This window comes from Achromobacter sp. 77 (assembly GCF_020541125.1).
GTDB classification, from domain to species: domain Bacteria; phylum Pseudomonadota; class Gammaproteobacteria; order Burkholderiales; family Burkholderiaceae_B; genus Achromobacter; species Achromobacter mucicolens.
The window spans coordinates 3,579,606-3,599,039 of sequence record NZ_CP059848.1 but is presented as its reverse complement, the minus strand read 5'-3'; the positions used below and the strand labels follow the sequence as shown (position 1 = coordinate 3,599,039).

General features: G+C 57.7%; 15 protein-coding genes. 9 read left to right on the top strand and 6 right to left on the bottom strand.

Annotation, left to right across the window (positions count from 1 at the left end):
- The first annotated feature begins 92 nt into the window (after positions 1-92).
- From H4P35_RS16615 to H4P35_RS16605, 3 genes are all read left to right on the top strand, one after another.
- The gene (locus tag H4P35_RS16615) at positions 93-773 is read left to right on the top strand and encodes a hypothetical protein (RefSeq protein ID WP_226846271.1); all 681 of its coding nucleotides are present in this window, start codon (positions 93-95) and stop codon (positions 771-773) included.
- A 69-nt stretch (positions 774-842) separates the two neighbouring features.
- Positions 843-1,424, top strand: coding sequence for a hypothetical protein (locus tag H4P35_RS16610; RefSeq protein WP_226846270.1), 582 nt, complete (start codon positions 843-845; stop codon positions 1,422-1,424).
- Between the two features lie 269 nt (positions 1,425-1,693).
- Complete coding sequence (locus H4P35_RS16605; protein WP_226846269.1) at positions 1,694-2,467, top strand: hypothetical protein; 774 nt, start codon at positions 1,694-1,696, stop codon at positions 2,465-2,467.
- A gap of 355 nt (positions 2,468-2,822) precedes the next feature.
- Here the strand turns inward: H4P35_RS16605 and H4P35_RS16600 are convergent, their stop codons facing one another.
- Positions 2,823-4,073 carry an IS256 family transposase gene (locus H4P35_RS16600; RefSeq protein ID WP_226846268.1) on the bottom strand — a complete coding sequence of 417 codons (1,251 nt, stop codon included), beginning with the start codon at positions 4,071-4,073 and terminating at the stop codon, positions 2,823-2,825.
- 166 nt (positions 4,074-4,239) lie between these two features.
- Here H4P35_RS16600 and H4P35_RS16595 point away from each other — a divergent pair, with 166 nt between their 5' ends.
- The 3 genes from H4P35_RS16595 to H4P35_RS16585 all read left to right on the top strand — a co-directional run bounded on the left by H4P35_RS16595 (position 4,240) and on the right by H4P35_RS16585 (position 11,139).
- Complete coding sequence (locus H4P35_RS16595; protein WP_226846267.1) at positions 4,240-8,808, top strand: hemagglutinin repeat-containing protein; 4,569 nt, start codon at positions 4,240-4,242, stop codon at positions 8,806-8,808.
- A gap of 2 nt (positions 8,809-8,810) precedes the next feature.
- Positions 8,811-9,209, top strand: a complete 399-nt coding sequence (locus tag H4P35_RS16590) for a hypothetical protein (RefSeq protein WP_226846266.1) — start codon at positions 8,811-8,813, stop codon at positions 9,207-9,209.
- A gap of 1,744 nt (positions 9,210-10,953) precedes the next feature.
- The gene (locus H4P35_RS16585; RefSeq protein ID WP_226846265.1) at positions 10,954-11,139 is read left to right on the top strand and encodes a hypothetical protein; all 186 of its coding nucleotides are present in this window, start codon (positions 10,954-10,956) and stop codon (positions 11,137-11,139) included.
- An 842-nt stretch (positions 11,140-11,981) separates the two neighbouring features.
- Here the strand turns inward: H4P35_RS16585 and H4P35_RS16580 are convergent.
- Entirely contained in the window at positions 11,982-12,518 is a 537-nt protein-coding gene (locus tag H4P35_RS16580) for an ATP-binding cassette domain-containing protein (RefSeq protein WP_226846264.1), read from the bottom strand.
- 129 nt (positions 12,519-12,647) lie between these two features.
- Here H4P35_RS16580 and H4P35_RS16575 point away from each other — a divergent pair.
- Positions 12,648-13,765 (top strand): IS3 family transposase gene (locus H4P35_RS16575; RefSeq protein WP_226846263.1). Its coding sequence is split into 2 segments (ribosomal slippage): positions 12,648-12,909 and positions 12,909-13,765, totalling 1,119 coding nucleotides; the frame shifts between segments, so codons are not numbered across the junction.
- A gap of 233 nt (positions 13,766-13,998) precedes the next feature.
- On the opposite strand, the gene H4P35_RS16570 is transcribed toward H4P35_RS16575, so the two are convergent.
- Positions 13,999-14,472 carry an Lrp/AsnC family transcriptional regulator gene (locus tag H4P35_RS16570; protein WP_056324093.1) on the bottom strand — a complete coding sequence of 158 codons (474 nt, stop codon included), beginning with the start codon at positions 14,470-14,472 and terminating at the stop codon, positions 13,999-14,001.
- 108 nt (positions 14,473-14,580) lie between these two features.
- On the opposite strand from H4P35_RS16570, the gene H4P35_RS16565 reads away from it, so the two are divergent.
- Positions 14,581-16,071, top strand: coding sequence for an aminotransferase class V-fold PLP-dependent enzyme (locus H4P35_RS16565; protein ID WP_226846262.1), 1,491 nt, complete (start codon positions 14,581-14,583; stop codon positions 16,069-16,071).
- Positions 16,072-16,131: 60 nt separating this feature from the next.
- Here the strand turns inward: H4P35_RS16565 and H4P35_RS16560 are convergent, their stop codons facing one another.
- Positions 16,132-16,500, bottom strand: coding sequence for a hypothetical protein (locus H4P35_RS16560; RefSeq protein WP_226846261.1), 369 nt, complete (start codon positions 16,498-16,500; stop codon positions 16,132-16,134).
- A gap of 470 nt (positions 16,501-16,970) precedes the next feature.
- Here H4P35_RS16560 and H4P35_RS16555 point away from each other — a divergent pair, with 470 nt between their 5' ends.
- On the top strand, positions 16,971-17,402 hold the full coding sequence (locus H4P35_RS16555) for a hypothetical protein (protein WP_179689449.1): 432 nt from the start codon (positions 16,971-16,973) through the stop codon (positions 17,400-17,402).
- A gap of 22 nt (positions 17,403-17,424) precedes the next feature.
- Here H4P35_RS16555 and H4P35_RS16550 read toward each other — a convergent pair whose 3' ends face one another.
- The gene (locus tag H4P35_RS16550; protein ID WP_226846260.1) at positions 17,425-18,498 is read right to left on the bottom strand and encodes an acyltransferase; all 1,074 of its coding nucleotides are present in this window, start codon (positions 18,496-18,498) and stop codon (positions 17,425-17,427) included.
- Between the two features lie 126 nt (positions 18,499-18,624).
- A complete protein-coding gene (locus H4P35_RS16545) occupies positions 18,625-19,389 on the bottom strand; it encodes an SOS response-associated peptidase family protein (protein ID WP_226846259.1) in 765 nt (254 codons plus the stop codon).
- Positions 19,390-19,434 lie beyond the last annotated feature (45 nt).

Sequence of the window (19,434 nt, the reverse complement as noted above, 5' to 3'; positions counted from 1 at the left end):
AACGCCAAATTTATCGAAATATGATGGGGAACACGTAGGGCTAATGGTGGGGTGTTCTGATTGATAGTGTTGTGGAGGATGCTGCGGTTGCAATGGTTGATACTTCGAAGTCTTTTGCAGTGATTTCTCTATTCGCCTTCTCTGGCTGCTCATTCATTATGGGCTCGCCACCTGCAGCTTTAACCGCTAATCCGCCGCCAGAGGAGAAAATCAGCCCGGTTCTGATCTATATATCTGATTGCGATTTCAAAGAGAAAATCGATCAGGTTGGTATTTTGGGCGCAAAAACAGCCTATTCAGTTGCTTATGCAGGCGAGGCGGTATGCATAGCGTTGAACAATGAACTCCCAATCGCAATGGATGCGGGGGGAATTGCAGCGACAATCAGGATCCGCAAGTCGGACCCGAAATCGGCCAGGCCGAGCACACTGAGAGAAAACGCTGCGACCATCGGCGCAAAGTATGTTGTGGCCGTTGGGGAACCCAACGGATTTGCCGGATATCAACAGTACGAGCCCAGCGTTGGCGTCAACTTTCGACTGTACGACGCAGAGACCGGAGAGTATCGGGGCCTTGCCGAAGACACGTACCCGATATCGCTTCGCGAATTTTCCAATCGAGGTCCTTCTAAGGCAGCGCAAAACATTGCAGCGAGCATTGCGAACAAGTTGGCCCGAACCATGTTACAGCGGTGTACTGCAGAGTACCCGTATCAATGCGAAAAGATTGGGGCGTTGCGCTTTGCGGCGCCAAGGGATGCGTACGGGAAGTGAGACACACCGCAAGTGCGGATGGTCTTTTGCGAACCCGATTCTACTAATGTTTGCGATGAAAGGCGGCGTATGAAGTGTCAGTCGGCAGTTAAAACAAAGTTGGCGATGATTGTTCTGTCCGGTCTTGTGGCTGGTTGTGCTCCGAAAAGTCCGTACTTGCCAAAAGAATACGACCCCGCGGCCAATGCCCGGCTTCGAGTTTACTTTGGAGTAGCAACCACTGTCATTCTTAATCGTACGTGTCAAGAAAACTCAAAGCCGTACAGTTTCAAGGCCAATGATCCAATTGTTCGAGGCTTCACCAATACCGTCATCGGCATGCCCATGCCCGATATCGACGAAAAGTACTATTCGGAGTATGTCGTCATGGCTGGAATACCCATCGATATCTATGCCTATGGCGGCGGGTGGAGCGGTCCCAATGCAATCGGCGTGTCCATGCACACCCGTGAGTTCAGCGATGGCATCACTGCGGTTCTCGAGGCGGGAAAAGATTACGAGACGCTCTACCAGCATCCGAATGCAGTTCTACGGGAGCTTGTGGTTGCAGATGGCGTGGTCCGCACCAAGCCTGTCGCCGTCACGAAATTTAAAGCGTGCGAAAACGTGACGGTAAATAGGACACGTTTGCCGATGGGAGGAAACTCGTGACGTCACTACTTTTCGTATCACATGGAGAAGGCATCTAGGGCGCACCATTTCTAGGTAAACACAATCGAAGGTGCCACCCGAAACGGGTCGGGAGTGGCTTTTGGCGGGCGGGAAGGGTCGGCGAGAAATGCGTTTTTGTCGCCCCCGGATTTATTTACGGGCCAGTTCCGCAGTATTTGGGTTCCTCATTGCGGCCTGGTGCGCTTGAATTGGTGGAAGATGCTAGCGGGGGCGTTCGAACATGGGCTCGCAAGCTCAAGAAATCTAAAATGAAAAGTCGTTTTATAGATGTTGATTGTTCGGCTTTGTTGACGCCTTCCTTCGCGGATGCCGACGCTTTCTCTGGACTTATCGAGGATTTTTTGGAAGGCTTGCCCGAATTTCGTCCTGGACGCTGGGGGTTCGTAGAGCCAATTAATCTTCAACTAACAATGTCGGAGGTGCGCACCCTCATAGGAGACACAGAAAATTCTATAATGTGGAAACGCAAATCAACTCCGAAAGGATGGGGGCGCTTTAAAAAAAGAACATACCCATTGCGTGGGCCTCAGTCTGCCAATCATGCTATGTACGTGAACGTTGAAACGCAAAAGTGCGTGGACGCGTTAACTCGCTATCTTAAGCACCTAGCGGTTCGGTTTGGCGTGGAGTATGCATTTTGCGATAGCGTTGCGACCGAGTACAAAATGGTCGGATTCGAAAACGGGTTCGCGCCGTCCACCGGCAATATTTTTGTCTTCACGCATACCTTGTCTAGGACGCTTCCGGACATTCTCTGGGCTCAAATATTTGGTCCGGCATACGTGAAACTTTTCGGTCTGGAAAAGCTAATGTCAGCGCCGGCGTACCGAGTTGAGCAACTGGGTCCGGAAACGGTATATATTCAGCTTACCGAATCTCTATTTGATATGCACGAGCGCTATGCCGAGGTTGATGCTGTGCGAGACCGCGTAAAGAATCATTTGGATGACAATATATTCTTTAAATCTGGTAATTCTGCAGATCACGTCTACAAGATTCCAACTTTTCAATTTCCTGAGTAGAGAAAACAACTGTCTCGTTGAATGACCAAAGTGTGTGGGTCGTCGCATCGGAAAGTTTTTGAAAGTTCACAAGGTGCGTAAAGCTTGGCTCTTGCCGCGTTAAGACTTTCGTACCTGCAGGGGGGGCTGGAGGTTTCTTGAGCGTCGACCAGTCACAAGATCTTTTTATCGGCTGGTCTTTGTGATTGCCGGGCTCGATGTTTCTTTCGACTAAGTGTTTGGCGCACAGGCGGGATTAAATGTGTGGGTTTGTGTTGGGCGGGATAGGGAAGTTTTTCAGCGGGAGTGTCAGTATTTTTGTGTTTGAGGCGTTAGAAGCCTGATAGTTGTTTCTATCAGGCTTATGGATGCTATCTCAGCGATACGGGTCGGTGAAGCGTTCTGCATAAATCACGGCGAACTGGTTCATAGCGGCCTTCCAGTCGTGCGTGGCGCTGCCCCAGGCTCCGGTGATGTTGCGCAAGACCAGCCACAGTAGCTTGGTGGCGGCTTCGTCGCTTGGGAAGTGACCTCGCGTTTTCACCGCGCGGCGCAGTTGGGCATTAATGCTCTCGATCGCATTGGTGGTGTAAATCACCTTGCGGATCGCCGGTGGGAACGTAAAGAACGGGATCACACGGTCCCAGGCCCGGCGCCATGCATCAACGATCGGCGCGTAGCGTTGGCCCCAAGGGCCTTGCTCGAACTGCACGAGCGCGGCCAGCGCTGCCTCCACGGTCGCCGCCGTGTAGATCGGCCTTAGCGCCGCAGCCACCGTCCGGCGCTCCTTCCAGCTGGCGTATTCCAGGCTGGAGCGGATCAGGTGCACGATGCAAGTCTGCAGCGTCGTGGCCGGGAACACCGCGTTCAGCGCCTGCTCCATGCCTTTCAGACCGTCAGTGACAGCGATCAGGATGTCCTGCGTGCCGCGGGTCTTGAGCTCGTTGAACACCTTCATCCAGAACTTGGCGCCTTCGGTCTGCTCGATCCACAGGCCCAGGATGTCGCGCGTGCCGTCTGGCAACACCGCCAGCGCCAAGTAAACGGCCTTGTTGCGCACCACGCCGTCCTCGCGGATCTTGACCCGCAGCGCGTCGAAGAACACCACCGGATACATCGTCTCCAGAGGCCGCGTTTGCCAGGCCGTGACCTCGTCCATCACCGCGTCGGTCACCGAGCTGACGAACTCCGGCGAGACTTCCGTGCCGTACTGCTCGAGCAGAAACCCTTGGATCTCGCGCACCGTCATGCCGCGGGCGTACATGGCGATGATCTTGTCGTCGAACCCGGTAAAGCGGCGCTCGTGCTTGGGGATCAGGATCGGGGCGAAGCTGCCATCGCGGTCGCGTGGGATCTCCACCCGCAGCGGCCCGTCATCGGTCAGGACTGTCTTGGAACTCTTGCCGTTGCGTTGATTGGTGGCCTGCTCGGGGCGCTCGCCGCCCGCCGGATAGCCCAGGTGGTGGCCCAATTCCGCTCCCAGGGCCCGTTCGATCAGCGCCTTCTTGAACGCCATCGACAGGTCCTGCACCGCCTCGGCGGTCATAGGGCCTTTGACGAATTGATCAACCAACTCTGCGGGAATCGCCGGCAGTTCCCTCAGCGGTGTCTTTTTCTTGGTAGCCATACATGCTCCTTGAGCAACATGTTAGGCCCCAAACACAAAATTTATGACACTCCCTTTTCAGCTGGACGCATCTGCTAGGGGTTGAGCCGTTCTAGCCGTCTCTCTATCCCGCCGGACGGCCTGCCTCGTCCTGATCGCCAGCCTCGGTCTGCCCGGCGGCAACGTCGTGCGCACCGTCTCCAACCCGGCCACGATTCCCGACAGCCAGCTCTTCGCCGTCAACGGCACACCTGATGCCCCTTATGTCGTCGCCACCGACCCGCGCTTCATCGGCAACCACGAGTCCGTTTCCAGCGACTACCTGTTCGGCCTCCTGCAACAGCCCGGCGCTCCCGTCGGCAACGCGGGCGCATCCGGCGCCATCAAGACGGGCTTGGGCAACACCCCCGGAGGTCTTAACGCCCTGATTCCCGCCGACGCAAAATTCCTCACGCCGTCCGGCGAACCCCGTCGCCTGGGCGACGGCTTCTATGAACAGAAGCTCGTCTCCGACCAAATCCTGGCCACCACCGGCCAGCGCTTCCTGGACGGCTTTGGCGACAACGACAGCCAGTACAAGCAACTGCTCGCCAACGGCGCGCATTTCGCCCTGAACAACGGCATCAAACTCGGCGCCGCGCTCACGGAAGCGCAGCAACGCCAGCTCACCACCGACCTCGTCTGGCTGGTCGAGCAGACCATCACGCTGCCTGACGGCACGACCGAGACTGTGCTGGTCCCGCAGGTCTACCTGCTGGTGCGTGAAGGCGATCTGAAGGGCGACGGCACGCTCATGGCCGGTCGCGACGTCAAGCTCACCGCTGGCGGCGACATCAACAACAGCGGCACCATCGGCGCCCGCGACGCCACCGTCATGACCGCCGCCAACATCGTCAACCAGGCCGGCGGCCGGATCCAGGGCGCCATCTTCGACCTCGCCGCGCGCGAAGACCTGATCAACCTGGTCTCGCTCATCAAGGGCGACAACGTCGCCCTGTCGGCAGGCCGAGACATCGCGCTGACGTCCACCTCCGCCTCGGAGAACAACGGCGCCACGTGGGGTTCGTACATCTCGGGCGTGTCCCGCGTCGACGCCGGCAACCTCAGCATGCAAGCCGGCCGCGACATCAACCTGACGGCTTCGCAAGTCACCGCCACGGAAGACGCGCGCCTGCAAGCGGGTCGCGACATCAACCTGGCCACACTGCAGGAAAGCCACGGTGAATCGCTGGTCCGCAACAAGAAGAACCGTCACGACCTGAGCACCAGCTCGGAAGTCGGTTCGTCGATTGCGGCGGATGGCAACCTTACGCTGATTGCCGGGCAGGACGTCAATGCGCGTGCCGCGGACGTGACGGCGGGCGAACAGCTGGCCGTGGGGGCGGGCCGCGACATCAATCTGATGGCTGGCGTGCAGACCGGCTCGGCGTATGACGAAAGTCACTACACGAAAAAAGGGTTCATGTCGTCGAAGACGACGCACATCAAAAAGGCAGTTGACTGGGAGCAGTCCCTGGCCACTACCTTCACTGGCGACACCGCTGTCCTGATGGCAGGGCGCGACCTGAACGTATCGGGCTCGAACGTCGGCGCGCAAATGGATTTGGTGCTGTCCGCCGAGCGCGACGTCAACATCCTAGCCGGTCAGAACGCCCAGGACAGCTACGACTACAAGATGGTCAAGAAGTCCGGCTTTGGCGCCCTGGGTGGTCTTAGCTACGGTTCCAGAAAACAGACGGACTCGCTCGACAGCAAAAAGGTATTCCACAACGCCAGCACCGTTGGCAGCGTTGAAGGCGATGTCCTGATCAACGCCGCCAAGTCGCTCAACATCATGGGCAGCGACGTCATTGCACGCAAGGGCGATATCACCTTGATCGGAAAAGAGGTGAACATCGGAGCGGCATTTGACACCACGCAGGAAAGGGAATTTCACGAGATCAAGCAGTCTGGGCTGACCCTTACCGCCAGCACTCCAATCGCCGATGCCGTGCAGACTGGCGTGCGCATGGCTGACGCTGCGGGTAAAACGGACAACTCCGTGATGAAGGGGCTGGCGGGCGCGACGACTGCATTGGCAGCCGTCAACGCGTACGATGCCGTCCAGCAAGCGGCCAATGTGAAGGACGCCAATGCGGTCCAGCAAGCTGGCGGCGTCAGCATCAAGCTCAGCCTAGGCAGCAGCAAGAGCAGCAGCACAACCGACCGCAACGCCTCCAGCGCCTTTGGGTCGACCGTTGCCGCAGGCAAGGATCTGACCGTCGTTGCGCAAGGCGCGGGCAAGGACTCGAACATCACGGTCACCGGCTCCACGCTGTCGGCTGGCAACAACGCGGTGCTCAAAGCCGAAGGCGACATCGTGCTGGAGGCCGCGCGCAACGTCTTCGAGCAAAAGAGCACCAGCAAGAGCAGCAGCGCCAGTATCGGTATCGGGTACTCCTCCGGCGGGCAGCAAAACGGCTTCACGCTTGAACTTGGCGCTTCGGTGGGTCGAGGCAACGCCAACGGCAAGGACGAAAGCTGGACCAACACCAACGTGACCGCCGGCAATGTCTTGGCGATCCAGTCCGGCGGCGACACCACGCTAAAGGGTGCGGCCGCGAAGGCGGATCAGATCATCGCGTCGGTTGGCGGCAATCTCTTGCTGGAACGCTTGCAAGACAGCAGCAAGTACGACTCGAAGAACAAGAGTGCGGGTTTTGGCATAAGCCTGTGCATCCCACCATATTGCGTAGGGTCCAGCAGCATCTCGGCCAACGCCAGCACGGGCAAGATCAACAGCAACTTCAAGACCGTGACTGAGCAAACCGGCTTGTGGGCGGGCGATGGCGGCTTCCTGATCGACGTCAAGAACAACACCACGCTCATCGGCAGCGTCATTGCCAGCAGCGACAAGGCGGTCGCCGACGGCCTTAACAAGCTGACCACGGGAACACTGGTCACTGAAGATCTCAAGAACACGGCGCGCTACAGCGGCAGTCAGGTGTCCATCGGGGGCGGGTTTGGGTTTGGCGGGAAGTCAGGCGACTCGGACTTGGGTACCACCAAGGGCGGCCAAGTCGCAGGAGGCGCGTCCAAAGATGCGGGTACGTCCGTTTCGACGGGTAGTAGCGGCTTTGGAATGGGCACCCCGATCGTGGTCGCGGCAAGCGGCAACAGCAGTTCTACGACGCAAAGCGGCATCAGCGGCGGCACGATCGTCATTCGTGATGAAGCGGGGCAACTGGCGCTGACCGGTGAGACGGCTGCCGAAACAATCGCAGCGTTGAACCGGGACACGTCGGACACGCTGAATGCGCTCAAGCCGATCTTTGACAAGGAGAAGATCGAGGCGGGGTTTGAGATTGCGTCGGAAGCCCAGCGGCAGATGGGGCAGTTTTTGACGAATCGGGCGAAGGAAGCGGATGCGTTGGAAAGCGAACTGGCCAACGAGTTAAAGAAATTGGGCGGCGGTGATCCTGTACGCATCGCCGGACTAGCCGATGCGCTGGACGACGCAGCGAAGTGGGGGCCAACTGGCGAATATCGATTGATCGCCACAGCGATCCTGGGTGGTGCGGCAGGCAACGTTACAGGCGGCGCTTCCGAATTCGCTCGAGCCAGCGCAGTGAATTACCTGCAGGGACTAACGACTCAGCAGGTAAAACTCTACGCCGATATGTTGGGAGATGGCGCTGAGGCGCAGGCCGCTCGCGCGGCACTGCATACGGTGGTGGGCTGCGCGGCCGGTGCCGCACGCGGTGATGGCTGTGGGGCATCCGCCTTGGGGGCTGGTGCGGCATCGGTGTTGAACGCGCTTCTGGACGCAGCCAGCGGAAAAGCCGGGTCAGCGTTGTCTCGTGAGGACAAAGAGGCTCGTAACAACTTGGTTTCCGTGCTGTTGGCGGGAGTGTCTGTCGGATTGGGGGCGGACGTTGCCACGGTGGTTAGCAGTGCAAGGTTGGAGACAGAGAACAACGGTGTGGGGACTCTGTTAAAGCGGGGAGGGATGGCGGGCTTGAGTGCTTGTTTCCGTTCGCCAACTTGCCGTGAAACGGTGCTCAGTCCAGCACAATATTTGACGATCAACCTTCTGGCGGCCGAACTAATGGCCAAGACGCCGGGGCTGCAGGACAACCAAGCGCTATTGCTTGCGGTGACGAAATTCATCGCAGGTGATGTGCCGGAGGGTTTGCCGGGACGGCCGGGCGAACCAATTCCACCGGTCGGGCTTCCGCCAAGTGACGGCATCGGCAAGATTCCGGAGACACAGTTGCCGGGTCAGTCGGGACAAATACCCAACGTGGGCGGTGTGCCGGGGCAGGAGAATAATGGGCCGACGGGCGGAACTACGACGACTTCGCCGCTGCCTGACGAGCAGGGGCCAGGGTTAATTTTCAACGAGGGCGCCAGTGGCGAGATTTCCGCCTTGCAGCAAACGAAGGATCTATTCAACGAGAATACTTTAGGTACTATCCGAATAGGAGCGGCGACTTTTACGGAGCTTCCGAAATCCGGGAATGCTGCAGTCTTCTCTGGAGCGACTGACGCCCAAATTCAAAGATACTTTCTAGACCTTTCAGGTGCTGCGGAATTGCCTATTGCTCGAGATATTCCGGGTAAGGGAAAAATTTATGTGGTAACAACGCCGCTCGGAAATTTTAATCTGCGTGACTTTGCCTCGTCCACGGTGCAGGGCGGTAATGCGTGGACTATCGACATTCCGGGCGCGGCTGTGGGGAAGGGGTATAGGCCGGAAATAAAATTTCTGAGGTAATTATGAATATTGAGCATGAAAACGAAATCACTCGGGCAGCTTTTGGGCAATGGGTGTCTGGTCTCTTTGGGGCTGTGTGCGGATGGAATTCAGAAGCGACATTTGAAGAGCAGAAAGAAATTTTTTTTCTGCTTCTTGAAAGGATGCTTAATGATGGCAGAGTTATGTTTATCGTGCCTGCCGCTGATTGTTATATCTCTTCGGAAAATCCTAATCCGAAATTAACTATTGAAGATCCAAAGGCTCATTGGAAGGCTCCGATTTCGGAAATTATGGAATTTGTACGTAGTAGGTGGCCTGTTAAGGCTACTGGTATGAACGATCTGGAACTGACTTACTATTTTTACGAGCTGCCCGGATTGATTTGGATTGGCGAGGATGGGAAGCTAGTAGCATCCTAGTGCCGCCAGACAACCTAACCCCGAATTAGTCCGGGTGGATTCAGACGGACAGTTCAACAAAATGGTAAATTCCGGGAAAATCGCAAAATTTAAGTTTCATTCTTTTAAACGGCGAACTATTGCGCTCGTGGGTTGATTCGCTCCAAACACGAAAGGCTGAGGTGCGTGGTAGCGTGCGGAATTTCGTTAAAGTTTCTCGATTCGGCTGAAAATCGCGTACATTTTTTTCCATCTGCGGACGCTGCGCATAGATTCGAGCCGATTGCCGATCCGAAAAAGCATCCCTACGTCGACGATGCGCGGATCTGGGAAGTCTTCGGCGTGACCCGGCCGTCCGGACCTGAGCCGCAGTGGGAGCCACTAGATCCGCCATGTCGCTTGAATGTCAGGACTTGCCAGGCTGCGGAAAGCGAGCGCTGGCATGGTTACGAAACGGCGTTTTACGCCTACCGCGCGCCGTTCGATCGGATGCCGACACTTTCTCGGGACTTATCGAGGATTTTTTGGAAGGCTGGCCCGAATTTCGTCCTGGACACTGGGGGTTCGTAGAGCAAACAGCTTCATCCCGACGAGAAGGAGCTCGCCACAAGGATTGCAGCTGAGGCACGGGCCCAGGGTCTGAGCTATACGGTTGAACAGATGCAGGCACAGATGCGAGAAATGGATGTTGCCATGCCTAATGGCGAGTCCTACGCGGGTGGACCTGCTGTGGTCGTCGGCTACGAAGGCATAAGCGACAGAGGAGCGAACTTTATCGAGGTCGGCAGAACGCAGAGCGGACAGCCAATCCTCAGGGAGTTTGGTTCGCCGGAGTTGGACCGGCAGCTTCAGGGCCTTATTGTTTCCCACGCTAGCGGTGGGACAATTCCGACCGGGCTTTCGTACGCTCTGACGCCGGAACGCGTCGATCCAATGGATCGCGTTGGGCTTCAGTTTTTGCAGCATTCCCCGATGGCTCGATATTGCGTAACAGGCGATTGTGCCGCTGGGCTTCAAAGAAACATTACGGCAGCCGACTTTCTCGATATGCGGAATGAGAATGGACGTCCTGGCGTATCTAGCGAGCGGAATGGGACGAATAGGCGCCGGCATAGAGTCTGCAAGCTATTATTCTGGTACCGCGTCCCCAGCTGTCCGCCTAGTGGGCAGCGAGACAGTCGTTGCGGGCTGGGCGTTTGGAGGACTAGAGCAAATTATGAGGCCTAATTCGCATGCCTACGGAATTTCGGGGTTAATAGATATTGGTGTTCAAACGGCGGGAAAAGCCGCGCCAGGCGGAACCTTTCTGCTCAACGAACTCGGAGAATACCTAAAATCAAGGTACGCGAAATGAGGCATGAACTTCAGAAATTGTTTGAACGGCATGCCGTCCGCGATGGACACATGCGTTATAGATATATTGTTTTTTTTGTTGTTTTGGGGGGGCGCTGGTTTTGGCTGATCTGTATCGATGGCATACGGAGTGGTTATATATCGTCGGGCTGGGAATTGCGGCTTTTGGTGGATATTCCGCGCAGGCTTATCTTCTTAAGATTCGTCCCTTTGAGGATCCACCGTATCCTCCGAAATGGTTGGATAAACGAAAAGATGAGAGCGAAAAATAAAAATGATCTTTTTTTCTTGGCGTAAATATCGGGCCTACGCCGACCTAATATACCCGATATCGCTGCGCTAATTTTCCGATCGGGGGCCGTCCAAGGCGCAGATCATTGCAGTAAGCATTGCGAAGAAGTTGGCGCGAACCATGTTAAAGCTGTTGACTGAAGAGTATCCAAACCAGTGCGAAAAGTTCCTCGCACCCATTTGCGCCGGTGTGGCGGATGATTGGGTCATCACACATCCGGTTGTTAACGAACTAGGTAAGTTTGCTAAAGGTAGTGGTGTGCAGACAAATCTATTGGGCAGTTTAGGTGAGCGAATCGTTGATTAAGGATGGAAATTTCACTCGGCCGACTCGTATGTTGCTGTCGATTTTTGGAATGGGGATGTGTGGGATTGGTTTGTGGCTTGATATCTATTTGTTCGCATTCATTGGGATGGTGGTCGGCGCGGTCGGGATGTATGCGTCTAAAGCGGCGGCCGTGGGGACAAAGCCCTTTGGAGGTAGCGATAATTGTTAGGTAACGTAATCTAAATCATTCTCTAGAGGATTACCCAGCGTTGCTACATGCTCGTGCTGCCGTAGTGCTTCCCGGGTAGCCGAGCCGACTTCGGCCACAATTGAGCGTGGCAAGCCACCACGCACGGACTGCCACAACGCCAGGCAAAGCAAGGTCAATGCGGGAGGCAGTTTCGGCTTTGGCTCCATGACTGGCAGCGCTTGTCTCGGCGCTAGTATCGGCACGTCCAAGCCCAACTGCGACAGCGTTATCGAGCAGTCCGGCCTGTACGCGGGCAGCCCCGTATCAACTGAAATTGGCGAGTTCGTTAAAGGAATTAATCTTGGCGTCCCATTCAAATAATGCGATCAAGAGAATTATCATCAAGGACGGAAATATTCGTTCGTCAATTCAGTTTCTCCTTGTAGGAGTTGGTTGGGGGGTCGCATATTTAGGATCTGAAATCTCGTTTTGGCTTGGGATTGTCGGTCTCTGCATTGCCGCGATTGGGGGATACGCGGGTTTGGCTGGAAGCGTCGTTGTTAAGCCGTTTAAGGATAAGTAGCCGTGTCCGTAAATGGTCAACCAAGCGCTCGACATTGGGTCCCCGTGAGTACTCGATCTTCTATTGAATTTGATTAGATCTCTAACGTATACGTCATCGGCCAATGTGTTATGCCGCAGTGATCCGCCAGCCTTGGAACTCCCAAAACATTTCATGCGTAGGCGCAATCCCCTCCAAAAACGCCTCATCATGCGACACCACGACCATCGCACCGGGATACCCTCGCAGCGCCTTCTCCATCGCCTCCGCCGACTCAATATCCAAATGATTCGTCGGCTCATCCAGCAGTAGCAACTGCGCGGGCGCTTTCCGCCACAATGCACATGCCAGGGCAGCCTTGAGGCGCTCCCCGCCGCTCAAGGTCCCTGCGGGCGCATTGACCTGCTCGGATCCCAGGCCCAGCAACGCCAACCGGCTGCGAAGGTCACCTTCCGATAACGTGGCGCCCAGCGCATGAAGCGTCTCCAGCAGGGACTTATCTTCCGGAATGACGGACGCCCGCTGATCTAGCATCGCTGTCGGCACGCGTACGTCGCAGAGGCCTTCGTGCGGAATCAACTCCCCCGCCAGCATCGGTAGCAACGCGCTTTTGCCGCAGCCATTCGGCCCGCGAATTGCCAAGCGGAAAGGGCCCGACAGTGTCATCGTCAGCGCGCAAGCGTCCGCTGGATACGGCGGTCTCGCATGCTCCAGATGCAGAACGCGGCGTAAGCTCCCCTTTCAGGTAGGCACCAGCCGGTAGAATTTCGGAGCCTCCATGAGTCGGAGACTCCCTTGAAGAAAAGCAGATTTACAGAGAGCCAGATCGTTGCCGTGTTGAAGGAGGGCGAAGCCGGCATGCCGGTCGCCGAACTATGCCGCAAACACGGCATCAGCAACGCTACGTACTACCTGTGGAAGAGCAAGTACTCGGGTGTTCAAGTGTCCGAGTTGCAACGACTGCGCGAGCTGGAGGCTGAGAACGCCAAGCTCAAGCGCATGTTTGCTGACTTGGCGCTGGAGAATGCGGCGATCAAGGACGTCCTAAACCGAAAATCCTGACGCCGTCGGCCAGGCGCGAGGTGGTGGAACAGTTGGTGCAAGCCAAGCTTTCAATCACGCGCGCTTGTCAGATTGCCGGCCTATCGCGGGCGGCGTACTACAAGAGGCCAATGCCCGCATCTGAACGAGATGCGTCAGTCATTGATGCGCTCAATGCCATTGTTAGCCGGCATGGCCGCTGGGGATTTTGGAAATGCTTTTCCCGACTGCGGCTCGACGGCCGTTGCTGGAATAAGAAGCGCGTTCATCGGGTGTACTGCGACATGGGCTTGAACTTGCCTCGGCGCTGCAAGAAGCGGCTACCGGAACGGCCTCGGCAGCCGCTGGACCTGGCCACGGAGCCCAACCGCTGTTGGGCGCTGGACTTCATGCATGACGCGCTCTATTGCGGCCGACGATTCAGAACGCTGAACGTGATCGACGAAGCCAATCGGGAATGCCTAGCCATCGAGATAGGCGTGTCCATTCCTTCGGCGCGCCTGATTCGCGTATTGAGCCGCTTGATCGATTGCTATGGGCTTCCCGACGCAATACGCCTGGACAACGGCCCGGAGATGATCTCCGACGCCTTTACCGAGTGGGCCGCAGCCCAAGGCATTTCGATCCGCTATATCCAACCGGGAAAGCCGAATCAAAACGCCTTTATCGAGCGGTTCAATCGCACTTATCGCACCGAAGTTCTTAATGCACATCTGTTCGCCAACCTCGAGCAGGTTCAAGCAATTACCGACCGATGGCTGGTCGATTACAACGAATACCGCCCACACGAATCGCTGGGTGGCCTACCGCCGGTGCAATTCATGCCTCGGTTAACCCTTGCTCCGATCGTCTATCAGCCAGTGTCTACTTGACAGGGGTGCTTACGCACGGTGCGAAGCATTTTAACGGACTGGCGGCACCGTAGACGCATTGCCGTTTTTACACCGGCAACTGGCAAGCGAAACGCCGGGCCGTTTTGAAAGGGCGGCTGGCATTTAAACCTGTGAATGGTAGGGCATAGGTAGCCGGTATTGAAACACATGACCGTCAGGGCGCAAGCAGCCGGTAAAAACATGCGGTCATCAGCGACGCCGCCCGATTCCCCTCAATCCTCCAGCAGCCGCAAATCAGGCGGTCGGTTTTCGATAATGGCTTCCATGCTGAAGAACCCCGTCACCGTGGAGAGCTCAAAATCCGTGATCAGCTTCTGATAGAAGCGGTCGTACCCTGCCATGCCGCGGCAGACGACTTTGATCAGGTAGTCCCAATCGCCGCCGATGCGATAGAACTCGGTGACTTCGGGTAGTCGTTCGACGTGCTGGCGGAATCCGTCAGCCCAGGCCTTGGCATGGTGGCTGGTGCGGATCATGACAAAGACGGTCAGATCCAGGCCCAGGGCGACAAGGCTGACCTCTGCGCGCGTGCCGCGGATGATGCCGCATGCGTTCAAGCGTTGAAGCCTGCGCCAGCATGCGTTCTGGGACAGGCCGACCCGATCGGCTAGTTCGCGCTGCGACAAGGAACCGTCTTTTTGCAGGCAGTTGATGATGCTTAGATCAAGCTTGTCTATTTTTTCCATAGATTCGATCATATGACCCGTTTGTGCGAAAAAACAGCAAAAAAACGGTGATGTTTCATCTGGGCATCCATCGTATGATATTTCCGAACTTTTCGGATCTATCGCCTCATGAATACGACCCTCGCCGGTGCGCCCGCAGGCGCCCCGGCTTCGCCTTTGCAGCAGTTTCAGGACAGCTTGAAGACTTCCGATATAGCCGCCGCGCTTGCCGACGGGCTTATCGGAAAGGACGCCAGCATTGATGGACCTTTTGGTTCCAAGCCGCTCGTCTACGCCGATTACGTGGCGTCGGGCCGTGCGCTGATGCAGGTCGAGCGCTTTGTGCTGGAACAGGTGCTTCCTTATTACGCCAATTCGCACACGGAAGCCTCGTTCTGCGGCGGCTTCATTACGCGTCTGCGGCGCGAGGCGCGTGCGGCGATTGGCCGCGGTTGCGGGGCGGGCGACGAACACGCGGTGATTTTCTCGGGCTCGGGCGCTACGGCCGGCATCAACCGGCTGGTGAATCTGTTTGGCGTGAAGGCGGCGGTGGCGGCTGGCCGGAAGGTCCGGGTCATTATCGGACCCTACGAGCATCATTCGAACATCCTGCCGTGGCGCGAATGCGGCGCTGACATCGTCGAACTGGAAGAAAGCCCCGAAGGCGGGCCGGATCTGGCGCAACTGGCGCAAGCACTGGACGCGCCGGCGGGCGCGCTGGTCGTGTGCGCGCTGTCGGCGGCGTCGAATGTGACGGGTATCGTCGCGGACGTCGAAGGCATCACGCGGCGGGTGAAGGCAGCCGGCGCGAAAATGCTATGGGACTATGCAGGCGGCGCGCCGTACCTGCCGATCCGCATGTCGCCGGCGCCTGATGCGCAGATCGACGCCATCGTGTTTTCGCCGCACAAGTTCATTGGTGGCCCGGGTGCCTCGGGCGTCCTGATTGTGCGCCGCGATGCGGTGCTGGATACGACGCCGACGTGGCCGGGTGGCGGCACGGTGAAGTTCGTGTCCCCGGTGGGCCATGATTACAGCGGCAGCCTGGAGTCGCGTGAGGAAGCGGGTACGCCGAACGTGGTGGGGGACATCCGCGCCGCGTTGGTGGTGCTGGTCAAGGAAGCATTGGGCGCGGATTTCATGCAGCAGCGCCACGCGCATTTCGTGCAGCGGGCGCTGACGGCGTGGAAGGGCGCCGAGCGCCTGGAACTGTTGGGGTCGCTGACGGCGCATCGCCTGCCGATCTTTTCTTTCCGGGTGCGCGACGGCAAGGGCGGGTTCGTGCATCAGCAGTTGGTGACGCGGATGCTGAGCGACCGTTTTGGCATTCAGGCTCGTGGCGGATGTGCGTGCGCGGGTCCGTACGTGCATCGTCTGCTGGAAATCGATGACGCGCAGTCTTTGCAGATGCGTCAGGCCATTCTGGATGGCCGGGAAATCGAAAAACCCGGCTTTGTGCGCTTGAACTTCAGTGCGTTGCTGTCGGACGCGAAGGCGGATTTCATTCTGGAATCGGTGTTGGCGCTGGCGGCCGACGCCACGGAATACGCGCACCTTTATGGCTTTGATCCCAGCCGCGCCATTTTCTTTCCGCACGACGCCCAAAAGAAGGCGGCTTGACGTGCGCTAGCGGATGACTGCGGTTGCGGCGCTTGAACGGCCGCAATCGCAGGTCCGCGTTCAATTCTTCATGTGCAGGCCACAGGTCCGGATCCACGACGCCTTCATATCCGTGAGATCGTCGGACGCGCCCGTCAGCGTGCGCGTGACCCGATCCGAAAACTGCACGCCGTCGCGGCGGCATGCTTCAAAGTCGTCGCTGAGCGCAAAGCGCGCGTCCAGCAGGTCCAGCCGGCCCTGGCAAAGCTCCCGGTTCAATTCCAGATTATTGGCGGCCTCGCGCGTGCGTTGCACGTCTTGCGCCTGTTTGATGCGGGCCAGCTCCGCATCGACACGCGCGATGCAGCCGTCGTCGGCAAAGGCGGGTGCGCTGGCGCACGCGGTGATGAGTAGAACGGTGGCGAGGAACGGGTGATGCGGTACGGCCATGCTGGAAAACCTTGATGTAGCGCGATGATTGGCTTGCATCATAACTGTTGCTTGATCGGCATTCCTGGTCCGCTGCCCCAGCCACTTGCGGCACATGCGTCGTGGACTGTGCAAAAAGCCAGCTTGCCGATGTCTCAAACTGTCCTACCGTCGTTTCCAGATCATTGGCTCACGAAGCCCGGGTGTGCGCTTATCGCTTCCATGTAAGCAGCCAGCGGTCAACCCTTCTGTTTTATCAACGCTTTGATTATGCAATGGGGCAACGCCAACGCGGTCAACGGATCTGTGATCGTGACATTTCCCATCGCGTTTCCCACTGCGAACTTTACCGGTGTTACGGACACGGATGCTGCCGCGATGTGCACTGCTTACCGATCGGTGAGCAAGTCACAGTGCGAAATTTACTTGCATAACCCTTCCGGCGTCGGACAGAACGGCACGGTTCGCTGGATTGCTTTGGGGTATTGAACATGATTTATTTCTCTGCGAGTCCCGTTGGGTTCTACCGAGAAGACATCCACGGCGCCGACATCCCGGCAAATGCGGTTGGGATCAGCGAAGAAAGGTACATCGAACTTCTGTCCGGACAAGAGTCCGGGAAGTTGATAACCGCGGACGAGAATGGGCAACCCGTCTTGATTGATCCACCTTCGGCTTCGACCGCACCGCGAATCATTTCTCGCTTCCAAGCATTGGCAGCGTTAATGCAAGCGGGTTTGCTGCACGACGTGGAAGCGTGGGCCGCTGACCCGAACACCCATCCTCTGCATCGGCTCGCATTTGAAACAGCTGCCGAGTTTTCCCGCACCAGCCCGGCGTTGAATGCGGGTGCCGAGGCGTTGGGTTGGACGAGCGAGCAGCTCGACGACTTGTTCCGGGCTGGTGCGGAGATTCTTGCCTGACTCCAGGCGGCTACACGAGGGGCTACGCGCGCGGCGTGCGCTTTAGGGCACCGATTCCCTGGGGCTGTTCGCCGCGCGCGAGGAACCGCGCTTGCAGTCGGTGGCGGAAGCGTTCAAGCGGCATTTCCAAGTAACGATAGGCAGCCGCACCAACGAAGATTGAGATGACCACGGCAGCGATCATGGCGAGCGGGCTGCCCTGGAATCTCGTCTGCAGGTGCATGAACACCAGCCAGTGGAACAGGTAGACGGAATAGCTCCAGGCGCCCATCTTGCGCATGAACGCCGAATCGACCAAGCGGCCGAAGACGCCCTTAAGGTCGATCGTCGCGACAATGAACAATCCCCAGGCGGCGCTGATATATACGAATTTGTCAGCCAGCGCCGTGTCGTAGGGAACGCCGAAAAGTGCGTGGCGTGCGCCGGGGCTTCCCATCACCAACCCTGCAGTGACCAGAGCGCAGATGACATTCGAGGTCCGATCGGAAATGCGGCCGCGCACGTCGTTGATGATGGTGGCAAGGTAGCAGCCGATCGTGAAGCTCGACAGATACCACTGTGTCCCGACGGCGTTGATTTCTGTGCGCCAGTGGGGCCACAGCGCTTGCTGGATCGCTATCAGAGCGACGGCGGCACCCGTCACGGTTCGGATGCTGTGCTTGCGCGCCGCTATGAGCAGGGCTGCAACAAGGGGGAGCCATGCGTAGAAGGTGAACTCGACGGGGATGGTCCAGAGATGCGCGTAGCCTTTCTGAAACGTCAGAGCGAGCCACACGTCTCGCGCGGAATCTATGCCGGCCGTGCCCAGCACGAAGTACACGCCAACAGCGATGGCGAACAGCGGCAGAATTCGCAGCACCCGGCCGAGAGCATACGAGGCCAGTACGGAAGCTGAAAAACCGGATGTCTGAAACTTGTGAGTCAGGAGGAATGCGCTGAGGACGAAGAACAGCCAAACGCCAATTTTTCCCGTACCAGCGAGGTAAAGGCCCGCGGTGGTCATGAAGAACATAGCGAACGCATGCGTGAGCAAAACGACGACGCAAGCCAACCCGCGTATTCCGTCAGCTCCTGGGAAGCGCTCGGATTTAATCATTTCTCATTCTGGGGCGATGTGTCGCCGCACTTTTTGGTGCGTCTGATAATTGATCGGGAAGCCGCAGTGTCACTTGAGCGGCCGAGCGCGGCGCTTCAGGGCGGCGCCAGTGCATAACCTCGAATTTTACCCGCCACGGCGGGTTTTTTTACGTCTATAGGGGACGGGATGATGTCGCTTCAAAGGAAATTCCATGGCTGAGGAACATCTGTCGGACGCCTTCATAAAGTCGCTGCACGCGCGAGTCGTGCAGATGGAGCAGGACATGGCGAGCAGCGCGGAGGCCACGGCGCGGAACACGTCGTCAATCGAGACGATCCGGCAGAACACGCAGGACATCGTTGACACGTTCCAGGCGCTGTCCGGTGGGTTCAAGGTGCTGCAGGGTCTGGGCAAGGTGGCAAAGCCGCTGAGCATCGTGAAGCTCTTGTGCCACTGACCGGCGGCGTCCCGGTAGCGATCCCAAAGCCCGGCGATGCCCAGCGGCGCGCCGTCTGCCCGGGTGAACCGGGTGGCCACTGCTTTGCCGGAACGCCAGTCTGGTTGGAAGATCGCATCGGCCGGGATGACGCAGTGCTGAGCCCGACGCCAGGCATTGCGGAAGGTGAAAGCGTTGGCGACGCGGTCGTCGCGAGCGTTGAAGGTTGACAGCTTTTCCGCGCCGGCCAGCGCGTCCGTTCGGGTGGATCCTGAGATCATGCCCCAGCGGCCCGTCACGGCTTCGATGCTGGGCACGGCCTCGTCGCCGGCGTCATGCTCGGGCGGGCGGCGGACGAAGATGCCCTGGTAGCGCGGCCACATGTCGTACCTGCCCAGGATGCCCGGCCGGGTTACTCCGAACTTTTTCAGCAGCAGCTCGGCGTCTTTCAGGGTCTGGTAGTGGCTGCACATGGAGTCGCTCCGCGTTCACTCTTGGACGGATGTTCAACAAAGCGG

Coding starts and splice junctions, on each gene's coding strand:
- H4P35_RS16615 (WP_226846271.1), top strand. CDS start 93: ATGGTTGATACTTCGAAGTCTTTTGCAGTGATTTCTCTATTCGCCTTC.
- H4P35_RS16610 (WP_226846270.1), top strand. CDS start 843: ATGAAGTGTCAGTCGGCAGTTAAAACAAAGTTGGCGATGATTGTTCTG.
- H4P35_RS16605 (WP_226846269.1), top strand. CDS start 1,694: ATGAAAAGTCGTTTTATAGATGTTGATTGTTCGGCTTTGTTGACGCCT.
- H4P35_RS16600 (WP_226846268.1), bottom strand. CDS start 4,073: ATGGCTACCAAGAAAAAGACACCGCTGAGGGAACTGCCGGCGATTCCC.
- H4P35_RS16590 (WP_226846266.1), top strand. CDS start 8,811: ATGAATATTGAGCATGAAAACGAAATCACTCGGGCAGCTTTTGGGCAA.
- H4P35_RS16585 (WP_226846265.1), top strand. CDS start 10,954: ATGTTAAAGCTGTTGACTGAAGAGTATCCAAACCAGTGCGAAAAGTTC.
- H4P35_RS16580 (WP_226846264.1), bottom strand. CDS start 12,518: ATGACACTGTCGGGCCCTTTCCGCTTGGCAATTCGCGGGCCGAATGGC.
- H4P35_RS16570 (WP_056324093.1), bottom strand. CDS start 14,472: ATGGAAAAAATAGACAAGCTTGATCTAAGCATCATCAACTGCCTGCAA.
- H4P35_RS16565 (WP_226846262.1), top strand. CDS start 14,581: ATGAATACGACCCTCGCCGGTGCGCCCGCAGGCGCCCCGGCTTCGCCT.
- H4P35_RS16560 (WP_226846261.1), bottom strand. CDS start 16,500: ATGGCCGTACCGCATCACCCGTTCCTCGCCACCGTTCTACTCATCACC.
- H4P35_RS16555 (WP_179689449.1), top strand. CDS start 16,971: ATGATTTATTTCTCTGCGAGTCCCGTTGGGTTCTACCGAGAAGACATC.
- H4P35_RS16550 (WP_226846260.1), bottom strand. CDS start 18,498: ATGATTAAATCCGAGCGCTTCCCAGGAGCTGACGGAATACGCGGGTTG.
- H4P35_RS16545 (WP_226846259.1), bottom strand. CDS start 19,389: ATGTGCAGCCACTACCAGACCCTGAAAGACGCCGAGCTGCTGCTGAAA.